The sequence below is a fragment of the Shewanella psychromarinicola genome (assembly GCF_003855155.1).
Lineage (GTDB): Bacteria > Pseudomonadota > Gammaproteobacteria > Enterobacterales > Shewanellaceae > Shewanella > Shewanella psychromarinicola.
The window spans coordinates 3,737,430-3,751,557 of record NZ_CP034073.1; the positions used below are offsets into that span (position 1 = coordinate 3,737,430).

Here is a 14,128-nt window from a genome sequence, read left to right on the forward strand (position 1 = left end):
AAGCCAGTGGCAAGTCTTGGTCATAAAAATCGCCACAAATCAACTAGTGGCCACACGGAGATAAGTGGGTTGATGTCATCAACCAAGTTAAATTTACACAATAATTGTTGTTGTTGCGATAGTTGTCCAAAGGCATCAAACTGAAAAATCTCTCGCGGCTTTGCATAGTAGCTCTGGATGCATATCCAATCTAATCGTGCGACATCGGCAAGATACGGCACTGAAGCTAGTGTTTTATGATGAGTAAGGCAATATTCTATAAAATCAGGGAAGGTATTCCCATATTGGTCAATGTTATCTTGCGTAAAAGATGTTTGTTTAACAAAATCGGTCGCCAATTGGGTAAAACAACTATTTCCGACTAGCTTAGCAACCTGAGGGTAGCTAATAAACAACATATTCACGAGTCCCGAGGTGTAATTACCACGATAGGTTTCCATGCGTTTTTGAGCATAAGTCGATGTCAATATTTGAGGCGAAGCTTGCAGGGCATTGTCCGTTTTCGGTTGCACATACCTAGTTAGCTGCTCTTGCCATACTTGTAATGTCATGCATGCACCTTTGGGGTTGTTTCGAGCAATAACTGAGCTTTGTTTCTTTCGGACATAAGTACCGACCAAACCGGGATATTGTTATCCCACTCAATGAGTGTTGGTGTCGGGCCCGTTAATGCCAGAGCTTTCTTGTATAATGCCCATACTTCGTTGGATACTGGGCTACTGTGCCCATCGAGTAAAAATCCGTCTTTACGTTCAAAACCGGCTAAATGTATTTCCTTTATTCGGTTTATAGGTAATTGTTGTAAGTAACTGATCGGATCAAATTGATGATTAACACTGTTTACGTATAGATTGTTTACATCAAGTAATAAGTCACAATTAGCTTGCTGAACAACCTGGCAAATAAACTCGCCTTCAGTCATGGTGCTCTGTTGACATTCGATATACCCAGATACATTTTCAAGTAGGATGGTTTGTTCTAAAAAATCCTCAACGACTTGAATACGGTTACACAAATGCTCGCAAGCTTCTTGGGTATAAGGCATTGGTAATAAATCCGGAGTGCGTAATGTGGCAACACCGGAAAAGCTGCAATGTTCAGAATAGTGGCACGCACCGGTTTTTGATATGAGTGCTTTAATTTTACCAAGATAGTCAAAATCCAAGGGGTCGAGACTACCAAGCGATAAATTCACGCCATGTAATGCAATTGGATATCGCTCTGAGATTTGCGCCAAAACGTAACTATCTAAACCACCACTAGCTAGCCAATTGTCAGCCAATAATTCGAACCAAGGCATAACTGGACGCTCACTTATTACAACATCTAAATGAGGTGTTCTTAGTCCAACGCCAGCAGCCTTTGGTAATTGCATCATGTTATGATTTTTCTGTTTTAGCCGGTTTTATTTTAGCCACTATTCCGCCAGTGATCTTTTCACACGTTCCTTCGGGTACATAAACCCATTCCTGAACCGAATTAGTAACCGTTGATTGGCCTGAACAACCATGTTTGCCGTCTAATGAACCGCAGTCATTTTTACCTTCTTTTGCAATACCTGCGCATTTTTCCCATTGTTTAGGTTGATCCGGAACGGCATTCGCCGTCACTGACATGCCTAAAGCTAAGATACCTGCTATTGAGCTCGCTACTCTTGCTTGTTTATTCATTTGAGTTTTCCCTTTCACGGTGAGCAATACAAAAATATATTGCTTTCAATTAGTCAGACGTTTGATAACCGTTTTTGATTGCATTTGTGAATTTTTAATTTACAACGAGTTATCGCTACTCTTTATAAATAGCTTCCTATGCGTATCTTGTAAACTCAGGAAATTATCCTAGCACTATCGCCTGTTCTGGATTAAACAGCCGTGCCATGACCAATATATTTGATTTTTAGTGCGACTCAATAACAGCCTAGTAGCAACCATTAATTAATGGACTTAATTGTGCGAGCTCGCTGACTTTTTTGCGAATTTTGGCCTAACAACGCGGCTAAAAAATTAATAATAATGGTAAAAGTGGCAACTAATTTGGCTAGCGTATTTCCGCTACCAGTCCTTAAGAACATATAGGTCAATAACATTAAAACATATAACCAATCCTTCCATAATTCAGCATAGTTATATTAATTTAGTCTAACCCACTCCGGTTGGTGATTTTTCAACCTGCTATCTTTAATCGACAGGATACGTTTCAAAAGTTGTAATCTGCTGCGTATTGATACTCGCTTTGCTGTTATTAACTTCTTAAGGAACCAACAAATGAATATACAGAAAAGATGGTTTCCATCTCTATTCATCGCCCTCATCGTAGGGGTCATGCTGCTGCCTCCTTTGGCGTGGGCCAAAGAAAGCTTGTCAGATTCTTGGATAATGACGCCCAAAGACGGAAAGTCTATGGAATTTGAACAGGCCTTCAAAAAACATGTGGCACGTCGAGCTGAACTCAATGATCCTCGCAGCTGGCGCGTTTATGTGCCTGTGTTAGGAGATGAGTTAGACCGTTACGTTATTCGTTCTTGCTGCTTTGGCTGGCAAGGTTTTGACGAATATCGCCAGTGGAGTGAAGATAAAGATCCCATGACCGATTGGCAAAAAAATGTCGATAAATTAGTCGATAAATATGAACACTATTTTTCGATGATGGACATGGACAATAGTAAATGGGCAGATGAGTTAACCTATAAATATGTGGGGGTAACGCACTATACGGTGAAGCAAGGTCACTGGCGCGCAATGGAAGAAGACAAAAAAATATTGAGTGAGGCGGCAAAAGTGCAAAAATGGCCTTATTCATGGTCGTGGGAGTCTAGTGTTGGTGGCGCCAGCGTGCTTATGTTAGCCGTGCCTTATAAAAGTTATGCCGAGATGGAGCCCCCTGAGACTGGTTTTGCCAAAATGTTGGCAATGCATTTGGGTAGCGAAGATAAAGCCAAACAAACTTTAGAACGTTGGGCATCCCATTTTGAGTCGACTCACTACGCCTTGTACGAATGGCGTGAAGATCTTTCCATGTAGGAGAATCGCAGACCCCACTCAGGTGGGGTCTTCAACAATGAAATATGCGTTATACCCTTCATCATTATACTGCCTGTTGTATACAGATTGAGTTGATCGCATCAGTTCATTATTCTAATCCAAAAGTCTTGACTTCAAACACTTGCCATCCTTCATCACCGTTTTAGCTGACATCCAATTTAATGCCAAGTTTGAAGATATGAAATGGTTAATCGGGCTAAAGGCAAATGTTAATTCATTATCTTGCAAAATCCGTTTACTTTGCAATTCAAAATAGATTAGGCAATATCAAAGACATTGATAACGAGTCTGTAACAATAGAGCCCTGATTTATTGATTAAATGACCAAGCCAACGCTACAGACTGTCTCCAAAAACAACGTCTTCTTTTGAGTCTAACCACATTGGATATTGCGCCATCACCTTGCTGAACATTCGACTCTGTAAATAGTGATTAAGCCACTGGCGCAATTTTGGATAGGGAGATTGTAAATACCATTGCCGCTCTACTCGGGCAAACTGACGAATAAAAGGCATTAATGCCAAATCAGTTAAACTGGGGGTGTCAGACATTAAATATGAGTGCAGGCAAAGGCGTGACTCTAGATCAGCAAGGTATCGTTCACACTGCTGCCTATCTTTAATGAGTGACGGCTCATGGTAACGTTTAGCGCAGCGATACTGTTCTAAATGTCCCTTAAACTCATTATCAAATCGCGCAATAACAGCCAACATATCAGTAATAGCGTTCGGCGCTGCTTTATTAAGATAATCATCAGGGTCTGTTTGCGAAAATGCCCACTGCATGATAGATAGACTTTCATCAATGACGAGGTTATCTGCGGTGACTAAAACAGGGACTGTACCTTTAGGCGAAAGGTTAAGCATCTCAGTCGGTTTATTACTTAACACTAAGTCGCGCAGCTGAACTTGTTGGCCAGATGCATAAATGGCCAATCTAGCCCGCATCGCGTAGGGGCAATTTCTTAAAGAATAGAGTACAGGTAATGCCATTATTTCGTTCATCGTCGCTCAATTCGCCGATAGGAATTATTTACTTTAACGATATTCATTAGCAAAATATACGCATAATAGCCTCTCCCCCTATTAAATTTCTAACGTCACGATATAACCCTGGAACTAAATATTTACTGATCAGCACTCGACTGATCAGCAGAGCAATATCATTTCATATTAATGATGTTGGTTCGTCTGCTGAGCTTATAAAATTGACTAGACATCATTGTTCAATAAAATATGTTTTATCGTCACGAGCCCCTATCAATCTATCCAACCTTACCTCTTTTGTTTTCGTACATTGCTGCATCCGCATCTTGGATCATCTCTTCTATTGACTTATCCGTATCATGTTCAAAATGCATTGCACCTGCACTGTACTCAATTTGGTATGGCTTATTTAAGGTTTCATTTACCCTTTTCACCGCGGCAGAAAATCGCGCTAACGCTAAATCAGCCTTTACCCCGTCAGAGTCACTGAGCATCGCAACAAACTCGTCTCCACCCAGCCTACCGATCACGTCACATTCACGGAATGAATCAAGCATTATGTTTGCAAACGTGGTTAAGACAAAATCGCCTTCATGGTGGCCATACTCATCATTAATTGCCTTAAATTTGTTTAGGTCAAATAATATAAATGACATTGGCACTTTATTACGTCGACACATTTTTAAACTATGATTAACCAGAGTCAAAAAACCGCGCCTATTAGAAATCAAGGTTAATTCATCCAACGTAGCAAGTTGAATAGATTCAATTTCTTGCTCAATCATAGTCCCTAAGTCTTTAAGCAACTGCTGGTCTTCTTCATTAAGGATTTTAGGTTTAGAATCAATAAGACATAAAGTACCTATATTTATTCCTTGCCTAAGATTTAAAGGATAACCGGCATAGAATCGAATGTTTGGAGCATCTGTAACAAGAGGATTGTCAAAAAAACGTTCATCTTTTGAAGCGTCTGGTATGATAAATAATCCATCTTGATTAATGGCATGTCCACAAAAGGATATATCGCGAGGCGTTTCGGAAGCATCAATTCCCTGCTTGGATTTAAACCATTGGCGATCTTCGTCAACAAAGCTAACAAGTGAAATGGATACGTTAAACATACGTTTAGCCATACGAGTAACACGATCAAAACGCTCTTCGTGCGAAGAATCAAGAATTTTTAATGCTCTCAACGCATGTAATCGCTCTGCTTCATTCTTTGGAACTTCTGGTTTAATCATAGTGATCCGCTTAATTTTGTATACTCAATTTGAGTATATCAGTAAATTCGTACGCGAATAATTATCCCAACGCATTTACATTAGGTCACTATAAATCAATAGTAAAAATTGGAAGTCCTTTTCCATAAAGTATCATGCCTTAGCATAATATGAGTCATTGTGGTTTGCTTGGGAGCACCGACAAAGTAGCTCAAGATAATCCTTTATCTACATAATGAAATCTGTACCTTTACGACCAGTGCACGTGGGTAATTTTCCAACTACCATCAACTTGTTTGACTAATACCAGGGTTTCCATGGTTATTGAGTCAACACTTTTGCCTTTATATTCTCCTTGTGCGTGACTGATTGCAGTTGAAATAGCGATGTCACCCGTTATGGTAACTCGATGTTCTTTGAGCGTAATCGATAAACTTTTTAAGTAAGCCATATCGGCATGCATGTGATGACTGGCGTAATCAGCAAGTGATCGTTCTACTTTGCCGCCCTCAAAAATTTGGACGTTTTCAGCTAATGATTGCCTAATAAGGGTTTCATTCCCTGTTTGTAAGGCATTATGAAACTGTTTAACGACCTTACCCGCAGCTGAATCAACACCGACAAACTCACTTTTCTCAATGGCGTGAGTTTCATCACCATGGGCAAACGTTAAGTTGCTGTTCCCTGTCGATATAAGTAATATCAAGCCCGTTAATAATATTGTTACAGGTCTATTTTTCATTATTATCTCTCTGTTAATTTATAGCGATTATCCAAGGCTAATAGGACCTAGCACGCTCGAAAGTATTGCTGTTGTGGCTAATATAATCAGGGCAACTAATGCTTCTAATCCAATCGATTTTTGTAGCTTTCGTTTGGCGAGTGGTGCTGTAAAAATAGTTAAATTCGGCACTAAAATAAATTTATGCCAAGCCGCAATAAGCAAAATTATAGCGACTAAACTTAGCTTGATGGTGACCGCTATACCATAATCTGAACTGAGTAATTCAGTGGGACTATCAAACAACATCCACACCATTCCCATGCCTGAAAGCAACACTAGAATGACAATCCCTATGCCTATACGACCAAATGTATCCATGACATTTTGTATGACGATGTTGTCATCGATATTGCATAGTTTCCATAACGGATAAAAAGCCCCTATCCAACTTGCTACAACTAATACATGTATCAGTATCAACCCTTGGGCAATCAATCCCAGTTCTGCACTGTGTCCAATAAAAGTGAACGTGATAGCAATTAACAGGGTGCTGATGATAGATATTGCAACCGAAAAATGTCTAATATTATTGTTTTTACTCAACATCCTGCAGCTTGCTAATAGCATTGAACCAAAACCAATTAAACGCCAAAAGACTGTGTCACCTACTTGAGTTGGCCATAGGAAAGCATGCATCTGCGCATCAAACATTCCCATCAATCCTGTTTCAGCAAAAGAACCGACTTGAGCAAAATAATTTATACCAACGGCCAACAATCCAAAAGCGGCACCTAAACCGATATATTTAGCAACGCTAATTCTGAGATTAGGTTGAGCCTTAATGAGATGTTGCATCAATGTGCCGCCAATAACGGCGGCAACACTAAGATATATAACCCATTTTGACATCAATACCGATATTTCAAATACGGTTAATATCATGATTTACGTATCCAATTATTGATGTTCAGTATGCTCTTTTGTGTCGTGATCCATCGACATAGGTGTTGCACTGTGAGTGTTCATGCCAGCATTGTGCAGCATAAAGCTCATGTTGCCTTTCATCTTATGGCCGTCGTCACTCATGATCATCCAGTTAACCGTATAATTAGCTGCGTTTAATGCTGGTAGGGAGAATGAAAACGCCTCTTGGCTGGTCGCGCTTGATGGTAATGTTAGCGGTATGCTTTGCTGCTTTTCATCTTGCATTGTTAATTTGACCAAACGCACGGGAGCAGTAAAGGTCAGTTGAAGTGTTGTTGGGGCCTGACTCACCATGGATCCGTTAGCGGGCATAGAATCGCTCAACCCGACATGAGCCAATGCTGATCCGCTCAAAAATAGACCGGTTGCAACTAATGCGCTGTTAAATAACTTCATAATATTTCCTTTTGTGTTTTAACTATCGAAAAAACGTACTTAAATAATGGCTTAAAACCAAACTTTAAACCCAATAACCAACTGTGTTTCTTGTGTATCTTCCCCTTCATTTCGAGCCTAATCGGCGCTAATACCGAGTTTCTGACGCCGAACAATACCGATATAAGGAGCAAACTCTCGTATCTCAGTCGTAATCCTGCGCTCACATCTGATACGCAAGAACCGATCCCAAGCTCTGCGTCATCATTACCAAATAAATTAATTTCTACCTCAGGTGTTAATATCAACTTTTGAGTAATTAACCGTTCAACGGCGTCGGCTATTGTTAGGTTCATTATCTATGGTTTGAATAATTGGCTTTATCATATATTTAGATTTCATTTTACAGACTCCTCAAGAGTATTCACTTGGGCGTAAACTTGGCTACTGCCATCAGTTTTCATCAGTAAAACGTGGTATGGCATAAATTTATCTTGGTACTCCATACCAGGACTGCCCACAGGCATAGCCGGCACGGTTAGGCCGATAGCATCTTTAGGTGGTGTTGCCAAAAAAACGACTAATAAATTTTGCCGGAATATGGCCTTCAAACACATAACCTTGAGATGACACTGCGGTATGACAAGATTGCATAGATGTAGGAATACCCTTTGATTGTTTAAACTCATAAAGGTTGTCAATATTGTGGGCGTTAACACTAAATCCGCGCTCACTAATATGAGTCAGCCATTTCTCACAGCAGCCACAATTGGCATCTTTATAGACAGTGAGTAATGGGGCTGTGGTGTCGAGTTCCGCAGCCTGGACAGATAACGTTAATCCCATTATTTGCATCATAAGAATAGATCCAATAACACGATAAAACACGACTAAGTTGTGATATGTAGCAGACATAATATTGCCTCCAAATCAAATTTCGTAACATTAAACAACACGGTTCAATGTCAGTTTGTTAACCGATAATAGTTAAACAAATATAAAACACATGATTGGTTAGGACAGTTAGCAATAAAAAGATATAACTGTGCCTATGTTAGGCAAATATAGGAGGACGATATAAAGAAGATCGGTACTGAGGCATAAGTTCTGAGGTAAACATAGCAGTAGAATTGAATAAGTTGACGTATGATTTAAGGGTTGGCATTGCCATCGTTAAACCAACAGATAAGCATGAACCGACAGTGCAATGACAAGCTTGGGCGCAGCAATCATCATCAGCATTATCACTTGTCATAGCCACTTGCATACTAACATCGTGGCATGGATTGCCATTATCTACAGGCATATTCGAAGAAGTCATTGAGCTCATTGGCATATTACCTGGCACAATCACAGACGCAAAAGTCTGACCGACAAACGTCAGTAAGACAAACATCATGATTAAGCGAGCTTTATGCAAAATAGATTCTCCAATTACTTTGTATTGATCATAGTGAAACGTGCTAGCTTAAGCAATGTAAACTTATTCAATATAATCATTAAAATCGTTACAAACACAATATGCCGACATTAGTTTAATATCAATTTAATCAATAATTTATATTACGATGAGTATAACAAAAAAATACCCTTGCTTATGGCTTAATTGATAACGACGCCATAAAAAAACACAACAGTAACAATTAATAGAGTCAGTATTATTGCACTGACCATTCAGCCCACCATTGGAGCGGCAATTCTACTCATCACCTAACAAGGACCGGCATCGTGAGCTTGAATAACATTTTGCAAGGCTCAGATAAATAGTATGAAAGAGTGGCTGGATAGCCGATAGCCAAAGCTATATTGGCGTTAGGCCAGTCCTTATATGATCTGTTCAAGAGACCGACACTCATCTATTTCCCTTGCCCTTGCCCTTAATATTTTTATAGCCAAATAAACTCAACGTATTTTAAAATTCACTTGGGTATAACGTAAATAAATACCCCCCTATAAAATATTGTAGACGGGTATTGACTGTTATTTATTAACATCTTAACCAAGTGGGGGTTAACCCCCCACCTACACTAGTCTGCTTTTTTTAATCCTGAAGCACGCCACAAGAAAAATAACGCGGGCAGTATTAACAAGGTTAAAATTACCGAACTTACCATACCGCCCACCATAGGAGCAGCGATACGACTCATTACCTTAGAACCAGTGCCTGTACCATATAAAATCGGTAGTAAGCCGGCAATAATGGCCGCCGCGGTCATCATAATAGGGCGAATACGCAAAGCTGCACCCTCTAATACCGCTTTAAAGACATCATCACGATTAGTAGATAACCCTTTTTCCTGGTGATCTTTTAACATCTCTCGGTACGAAAGATTTAGGTAAACTAACATAATTACCCCGATCTCAACCGTGACCCCCGCCAGGGCGATAAAACCAACACTGACTGCCACCGAAAAATTATAACCTTCAATGTACATTAACCAAACACTGCCGATCATTGCCATTGGCAAAGTACCCATAATCATCAATACTTCAATTACATTTCGGAAATTTAAGTAAAGCAAGAAAACGATAAGCGCTAAGGTTAACGGTACTACATACATTAATTTCGCTTTTGCACGTTGCATATATTCATATTGACCCGCCCATTTGATTGAGTAACCTGCTGGCAATACTAATTTTTCATTAACCACTTTTTGTGCATTTTCAACATAAGTCCCGATATCAATGCCTTCAATGTCAACATACGACCAACCATTTAAACGGGCATTTTCAGTTTTAATGGCTGGAGGGCCATCTTCAACATACACGTTGGCAACATCACCTAGCGGAATTCGTTGGCCACTGGGTGTGACTATTGGCATAGCGGCTAATTTTTCAGGTGAATTACGGTAATCTTGCGGATAACGTAGGTTAATAGGATATCGCTCTAATCCTTCAACGGTCTGTGATATATTCATGCCGCCAATAGCGGTTGCAACAACTTGCTGAATATCAGCAATATTTAAACCGTAACGCGCTGCTTTTTCTCGTTGGATATCAACTTTCACATAGCGACCACCCGAAACACGCTCAGAATAAACCGAGGCAGTACCAGGAACCTTTGCTAAAATTTCTTCAAGCTGTTCACCTATGCCTTGAATAACATTTAAATCAGCGCCAGCCACTTTAATACCCACGGGGGTTTTAATACCCGTTGCTAACATATCGATACGAGTTTTAATCGGCATCACCCAAGCATTGGTTAACCCTGGCAATTTAACTAAAGCATCAAACTCTTTGATCAATTTTGCTGTCGTCATGCCTTCTCGCCACGCCTCATGCGGCTTTAATTGGATAAAGGTTTCGATCATAGTAAGCGGTGCCGGGTCTGTTGCCGTTTCGGCACGACCAATTTTACCAAATACGGTTTTAACTTCGGGTACCGTTTTAATCAACTTATCGGTTTGCTGTAGTAACTGCCGTGCTTGACCAATAGATAATGATGGATAGGTGGTTGGCATATACATTATATCACCTTCATCTAATGGAGGGATAAATTCACTGCCAATTTTATCAAGCGGATACGCACCAACACCCAGTAATAACAGCGCAATAAATATGGCTGTTTTAGGGAAATTCAAAACGGTTTTTAATGCCGGCATATAAATGGCAGTCAAGAATCTATTTATCGGGTTTTTATGCTCAGGTAACACTTTACCGCGAATAAAGTAACCCATTAATACTGGCACTAAGGTAATAGCTAAAATCGCTGAAGCCGCCATCGCATACGTTTTAGTAAAGGCTAATGGAGCAAACATTTTACCTTCTTGTGCTTCTAAGGTAAATATTGGCATAAAACTGACTGTGATAATCAACAAACTGAAAAATAATGCTGGCCCAACTTCCGCAGCCGAATCTGCTACAATTTGCCATCGGTTTTGTTTAGTGAGCGGTGTTCGTTCCATATGTTTATGCATATTTTCTATCATTACAATAGCACCATCAACCATCGCACCGATCGCAATGGCAATACCCCCTAATGACATAATATTGGCGTTTAATCCTTGGGCATGCATAACAATAAAGGCCATTAAAATACCGATAGGTAAACTAACAATGGCCACTAATGCTGAGCGCACATGAAATAAAAACACCATACAAACCAGTGCAACTACTGCAAATTCTTCCAGTAATTTAAAACCTAAATTATTAACTGCGCGTTCGATCAATGAAGAACGATCATACACGGGGACAATTTCGACCCCTTCAGGCAAACCATTTTTTAATTTCTCAAGCTTTGCTTTAACACGGTTGATAACATCTTGTGCATTTTCGCCAAAACGCATGACCACAATGCCGCCAACGACTTCGCCTTCACCATTAAGTTCGGCAATACCACGGCGCATTTGTGGACCAGTACCAATGTCTGCCACATCTTTGAGCAATATTGGCGTACCATCATCGTTAACACCTAAGGGAATACTCTCTAAATCTTTAACGCTTTCAATATAACCGGTAGCGCGCAGCATATATTCAGCTTCTGCCATTTCAATTACCGAAGCACCAATTTCTTGGTTACCACGTTTAATAGCTTTTTGAATATGAGAAAGCGAAAAACCAAAGGCACGTAATTTATCCGGATTAACTTGTACTTGGTATTGTTTAACCATACCGCCAAGAGTACTAACTTCAGAAACACCCGCTACCGTTTGTAGTTCATACTTTAAAAACCAGTCTTGTAAAGAGCGTAATTGGCTTAAATCATGTTTACCTGTTCTATCCACTAACGAGTATAAATAAACCCAACCTACACCGGTGGCATCAGGTCCTAGTTGTGGACGAGCCGCCGCCGGTAAATCTGGCGCTACTTGGCTTAAATATTCAAGCACCCGAGAACGCGCCCAATACATATCGGTATCATCATCAAAAATAACATACACATATGAGTCACCAAAGAATGAATAACCTCGAACCGTTTCCGCACCCGGCACCGACAACATTGCCGTTGTTAACGGATAAGTGACTTGATCTTCTACCACTTGTGGCGCTTGGCCTGGAAAAGATGTTTTGACAATAACTTGCACAGCGGACAGATCCGGTAAGGCATCTATCGGGGTGTTTTTGACTGAATATATGCCAAACCCCATAATGACCAATGTGCCTAGCATCACAAAAAATCTATTTGCAATAGACCAGCGAATAATATTAGCTATCATTATTGACCCTCGCCTTGTTCGTTAACTGAACCTTCAGGTGCCGCCATTGCCATGGCGCTAACAATAACAAAGTCACCCTCTCGAATTTCAAAGGTAAACATCACGTAAGCACCTTCGGTAAATAACGTCATATCGACATCTTCGCTGACAATATAATCAACATTAGCGGCAGGACGATCCCAATCGACAATAGCTTCTCGGTCAACATTCACCATTCGGTGTGCAACCATAACTGATTTAACGGTACCGTTAACCATGGCTGAAGGTATCTGTTTTTTCATATCCTTACCGGCCATTGAGCTATGATCCATACCTTCCATTGAGCTATGAACCATACCTTCCATTGAACTATGATCGATACCTTCCATGTCCTTACTAGCCTTGCTAGCTTGTTCATGGTTCATACGCTTAAAGTCAGAGGTTTTGCTTGATTCTGAATCGAGTAAGAATTGTGCAGAGGTAACCACTTTTTCACCGGCGGCTAAGCCTGATAATATTTCCACATTATCTCTATCAAAACGGCCAACGTTAACTTCAATGGCTTTAAAGCTACCTTGACCTAGTGCTAATACCACCCGATCTTGGTGCCCAGTTCGCACTAAGGCTTCTTTGGGAATTAATAGCGCACTTTCATCACCCGAGGTGTGCAGACTAATTTGTGCAAACATATCGGGTTTAAAGTCGCCATTTTTATTGTCTACACGGATCCTTACTTTCATTGTGCGTGTTTTAGGGTCTAAGGTTGGGTAAATATAATCGACATTAAGGTTATATTTTTTACTCGGCAAATAATCTAACGTCATGGTTACAGGAGTACCGATTTTTATTTGTCCGGATTGGCGCTCAAATACTTCCGCTTCAACCCATACCTCAGCTAAATCGCCAATCGACATCATGGTTGAGCCTGGTTGGATAAAGAAACCTTCACGAATTTTTAAGTTTTTCACGACACCCTGTTGTGGCGCATAAAAAGTAATATTCTGTTGGACTTTTTTGGTTTTCTTTAATTGAATAATGGCTGATTTCGGGATCTGTAACGAAACTAAACGATTTTCCGCGGCGGTGATCAAACGTTGGTTGCTGCGATCTAATGCCAATAATAATTCTTCTTGGGCATTTACTAATTCAGGCGAATAAATATCATATAGAGGTTGACCTTTTTTAACCGGGTCACCAATTGCTTTAACGTAAAGTTTTTCAACCCAGCCCTCTACTCGCGGGTGAATATGGACTAAAGCATCTTGATCCCAGGCAACATAACCCACAGTATCGATTTGCATATGCAATGGTTGGTATGCTGCATTGACAGTACGTACCCCTAAGTTATTAATAACATCAGGGGAAATACGAATGGTGCCTTTTCCTTCATCAGGGCCAGAACCAGTATTGCCATAATAAGGGATCAGCTCCATACCCATTGGCGACTTACCCGGTTTATCACTTTTATAATCAGCATCCATTGGCGCGACCCAATACAAAGGTTTTTCCTTCGCAGGTTCACTACTTTCACCCCCCGCAGAACTAGCCTGATCCGATGGCGCAAATGCAGTATAGGCACCTAATGTTACAACAGCACCAATTACGGCACCGATCACTACACCCTTCATTTGGGATTTATTACTTGAACTCATGTCTTTCTCCG

15 protein-coding genes are annotated in these 14,128 nt (G+C 40.3%); 1 reads left to right on the forward strand and 14 read right to left on the reverse strand.

Annotated elements, in window-relative coordinates:
- Positions 1 to 20: 20 nt before the first annotated feature.
- From EGC80_RS16300 to EGC80_RS16310, 3 genes are read right to left on the reverse strand one after another with little or no spacing between them, the layout of a single operon-like run.
- Positions 21 to 551, reverse strand: a complete 531-nt coding sequence (locus EGC80_RS16300; protein WP_124013736.1) for an HvfC/BufC N-terminal domain-containing protein — start codon at positions 549 to 551, stop codon at positions 21 to 23.
- Positions 548 to 1,378 carry an MNIO family bufferin maturase gene (bufB, locus tag EGC80_RS16305; RefSeq protein WP_124013737.1) on the reverse strand — a complete coding sequence of 277 codons (831 nt, stop codon included), beginning with the start codon at positions 1,376 to 1,378 and terminating at the stop codon, positions 548 to 550. Before bufB ends, EGC80_RS16300 begins: the two co-directional genes overlap by 4 nt.
- A gap of 1 nt (position 1,379) precedes the next feature.
- A complete protein-coding gene (locus EGC80_RS16310; protein WP_124013738.1) occupies positions 1,380 to 1,670 on the reverse strand; it encodes a BufA1 family periplasmic bufferin-type metallophore in 291 nt (96 codons plus the stop codon).
- Positions 1,671 to 2,264: 594 nt separating this feature from the next.
- Between EGC80_RS16310 and EGC80_RS16315 the strand changes: the two genes are divergently transcribed.
- On the forward strand, positions 2,265 to 3,020 hold the full coding sequence (locus EGC80_RS16315; RefSeq protein WP_124013739.1) for a hypothetical protein: 756 nt from the start codon (positions 2,265 to 2,267) through the stop codon (positions 3,018 to 3,020).
- Between the two features lie 356 nt (positions 3,021 to 3,376).
- Here the strand turns inward: EGC80_RS16315 and EGC80_RS16320 are convergent, their stop codons facing one another.
- The 11 genes from EGC80_RS16320 to EGC80_RS16365 all read right to left on the reverse strand — a co-directional run bounded on the left by EGC80_RS16320 (position 3,377) and on the right by EGC80_RS16365 (position 14,117).
- Positions 3,377 to 4,045, reverse strand: coding sequence for a glutathione S-transferase (locus tag EGC80_RS16320; RefSeq protein WP_164839481.1), 669 nt, complete (start codon positions 4,043 to 4,045; stop codon positions 3,377 to 3,379).
- Positions 4,046 to 4,305: 260 nt separating this feature from the next.
- Positions 4,306 to 5,268, reverse strand: a complete 963-nt coding sequence (locus EGC80_RS16325; protein WP_124013740.1) for a sensor domain-containing diguanylate cyclase — start codon at positions 5,266 to 5,268, stop codon at positions 4,306 to 4,308.
- Between the two features lie 229 nt (positions 5,269 to 5,497).
- The gene (locus tag EGC80_RS16330) at positions 5,498 to 5,941 is read right to left on the reverse strand and encodes a YybH family protein (RefSeq protein ID WP_124013753.1); all 444 of its coding nucleotides are present in this window, start codon (positions 5,939 to 5,941) and stop codon (positions 5,498 to 5,500) included.
- Between the two features lie 75 nt (positions 5,942 to 6,016).
- Positions 6,017 to 6,913 (reverse strand): copper resistance D family protein, encoded by an 897-nt coding sequence (locus EGC80_RS16335; protein WP_124013741.1) that lies wholly within the window; start codon positions 6,911 to 6,913, stop codon positions 6,017 to 6,019.
- A 15-nt stretch (positions 6,914 to 6,928) separates the two neighbouring features.
- Entirely contained in the window at positions 6,929 to 7,351 is a 423-nt protein-coding gene (locus EGC80_RS16340; protein WP_124013742.1) for a copper resistance CopC family protein, read from the reverse strand.
- Entirely contained in the window at positions 7,348 to 7,686 is a 339-nt protein-coding gene (locus tag EGC80_RS16345; protein WP_233768521.1) for a copper resistance protein B, read from the reverse strand. The genes EGC80_RS16340 and EGC80_RS16345 overlap by 4 nt, the downstream gene beginning before the upstream one ends.
- Before the next feature lie 42 nt (positions 7,687 to 7,728).
- Positions 7,729 to 7,902: a DUF411 domain-containing protein gene (locus EGC80_RS22750; RefSeq protein ID WP_233768522.1), complete on the reverse strand. Its 174-nt coding sequence runs from the start codon at positions 7,900 to 7,902 to the stop codon at positions 7,729 to 7,731.
- Positions 7,886 to 8,245: a DUF411 domain-containing protein gene (locus EGC80_RS16350; protein WP_233768523.1), complete on the reverse strand. Its 360-nt coding sequence runs from the start codon at positions 8,243 to 8,245 to the stop codon at positions 7,886 to 7,888. Before EGC80_RS16350 ends, EGC80_RS22750 begins: the two co-directional genes overlap by 17 nt.
- A 139-nt stretch (positions 8,246 to 8,384) precedes the next feature.
- Positions 8,385 to 8,750, reverse strand: coding sequence for a hypothetical protein (locus EGC80_RS16355; protein WP_233768524.1), 366 nt, complete (start codon positions 8,748 to 8,750; stop codon positions 8,385 to 8,387).
- 607 nt (positions 8,751 to 9,357) lie between these two features.
- Positions 9,358 to 12,486, reverse strand: a complete 3,129-nt coding sequence (locus EGC80_RS16360; protein ID WP_124013744.1) for an efflux RND transporter permease subunit — start codon at positions 12,484 to 12,486, stop codon at positions 9,358 to 9,360.
- On the reverse strand, positions 12,486 to 14,117 hold the full coding sequence (locus EGC80_RS16365) for an efflux RND transporter periplasmic adaptor subunit (protein ID WP_124013745.1): 1,632 nt from the start codon (positions 14,115 to 14,117) through the stop codon (positions 12,486 to 12,488). Before EGC80_RS16365 ends, EGC80_RS16360 begins: the two co-directional genes overlap by 1 nt.
- Between the last annotated feature and the right edge of the window lie 11 nt (positions 14,118 to 14,128).

Coding starts and splice junctions, on each gene's coding strand:
- EGC80_RS16300 (WP_124013736.1), bottom strand. CDS start 551: ATGACATTACAAGTATGGCAAGAGCAGCTAACTAGGTATGTGCAACCG.
- bufB (WP_124013737.1), bottom strand. CDS start 1,378: ATGATGCAATTACCAAAGGCTGCTGGCGTTGGACTAAGAACACCTCAT.
- EGC80_RS16310 (WP_124013738.1), bottom strand. CDS start 1,670: ATGAATAAACAAGCAAGAGTAGCGAGCTCAATAGCAGGTATCTTAGCT.
- EGC80_RS16315 (WP_124013739.1), top strand. CDS start 2,265: ATGAATATACAGAAAAGATGGTTTCCATCTCTATTCATCGCCCTCATC.
- EGC80_RS16320 (WP_164839481.1), bottom strand. CDS start 4,045: ATGAACGAAATAATGGCATTACCTGTACTCTATTCTTTAAGAAATTGC.
- EGC80_RS16325 (WP_124013740.1), bottom strand. CDS start 5,268: ATGATTAAACCAGAAGTTCCAAAGAATGAAGCAGAGCGATTACATGCG.
- EGC80_RS16335 (WP_124013741.1), bottom strand. CDS start 6,913: ATGATATTAACCGTATTTGAAATATCGGTATTGATGTCAAAATGGGTT.
- EGC80_RS16340 (WP_124013742.1), bottom strand. CDS start 7,351: ATGAAGTTATTTAACAGCGCATTAGTTGCAACCGGTCTATTTTTGAGC.
- EGC80_RS16345 (WP_233768521.1), bottom strand. CDS start 7,686: ATGAACCTAACAATAGCCGACGCCGTTGAACGGTTAATTACTCAAAAG.
- EGC80_RS16350 (WP_233768523.1), bottom strand. CDS start 8,245: ATGTCTGCTACATATCACAACTTAGTCGTGTTTTATCGTGTTATTGGA.
- EGC80_RS16360 (WP_124013744.1), bottom strand. CDS start 12,486: ATGATAGCTAATATTATTCGCTGGTCTATTGCAAATAGATTTTTTGTG.
- EGC80_RS16365 (WP_124013745.1), bottom strand. CDS start 14,117: ATGAGTTCAAGTAATAAATCCCAAATGAAGGGTGTAGTGATCGGTGCC.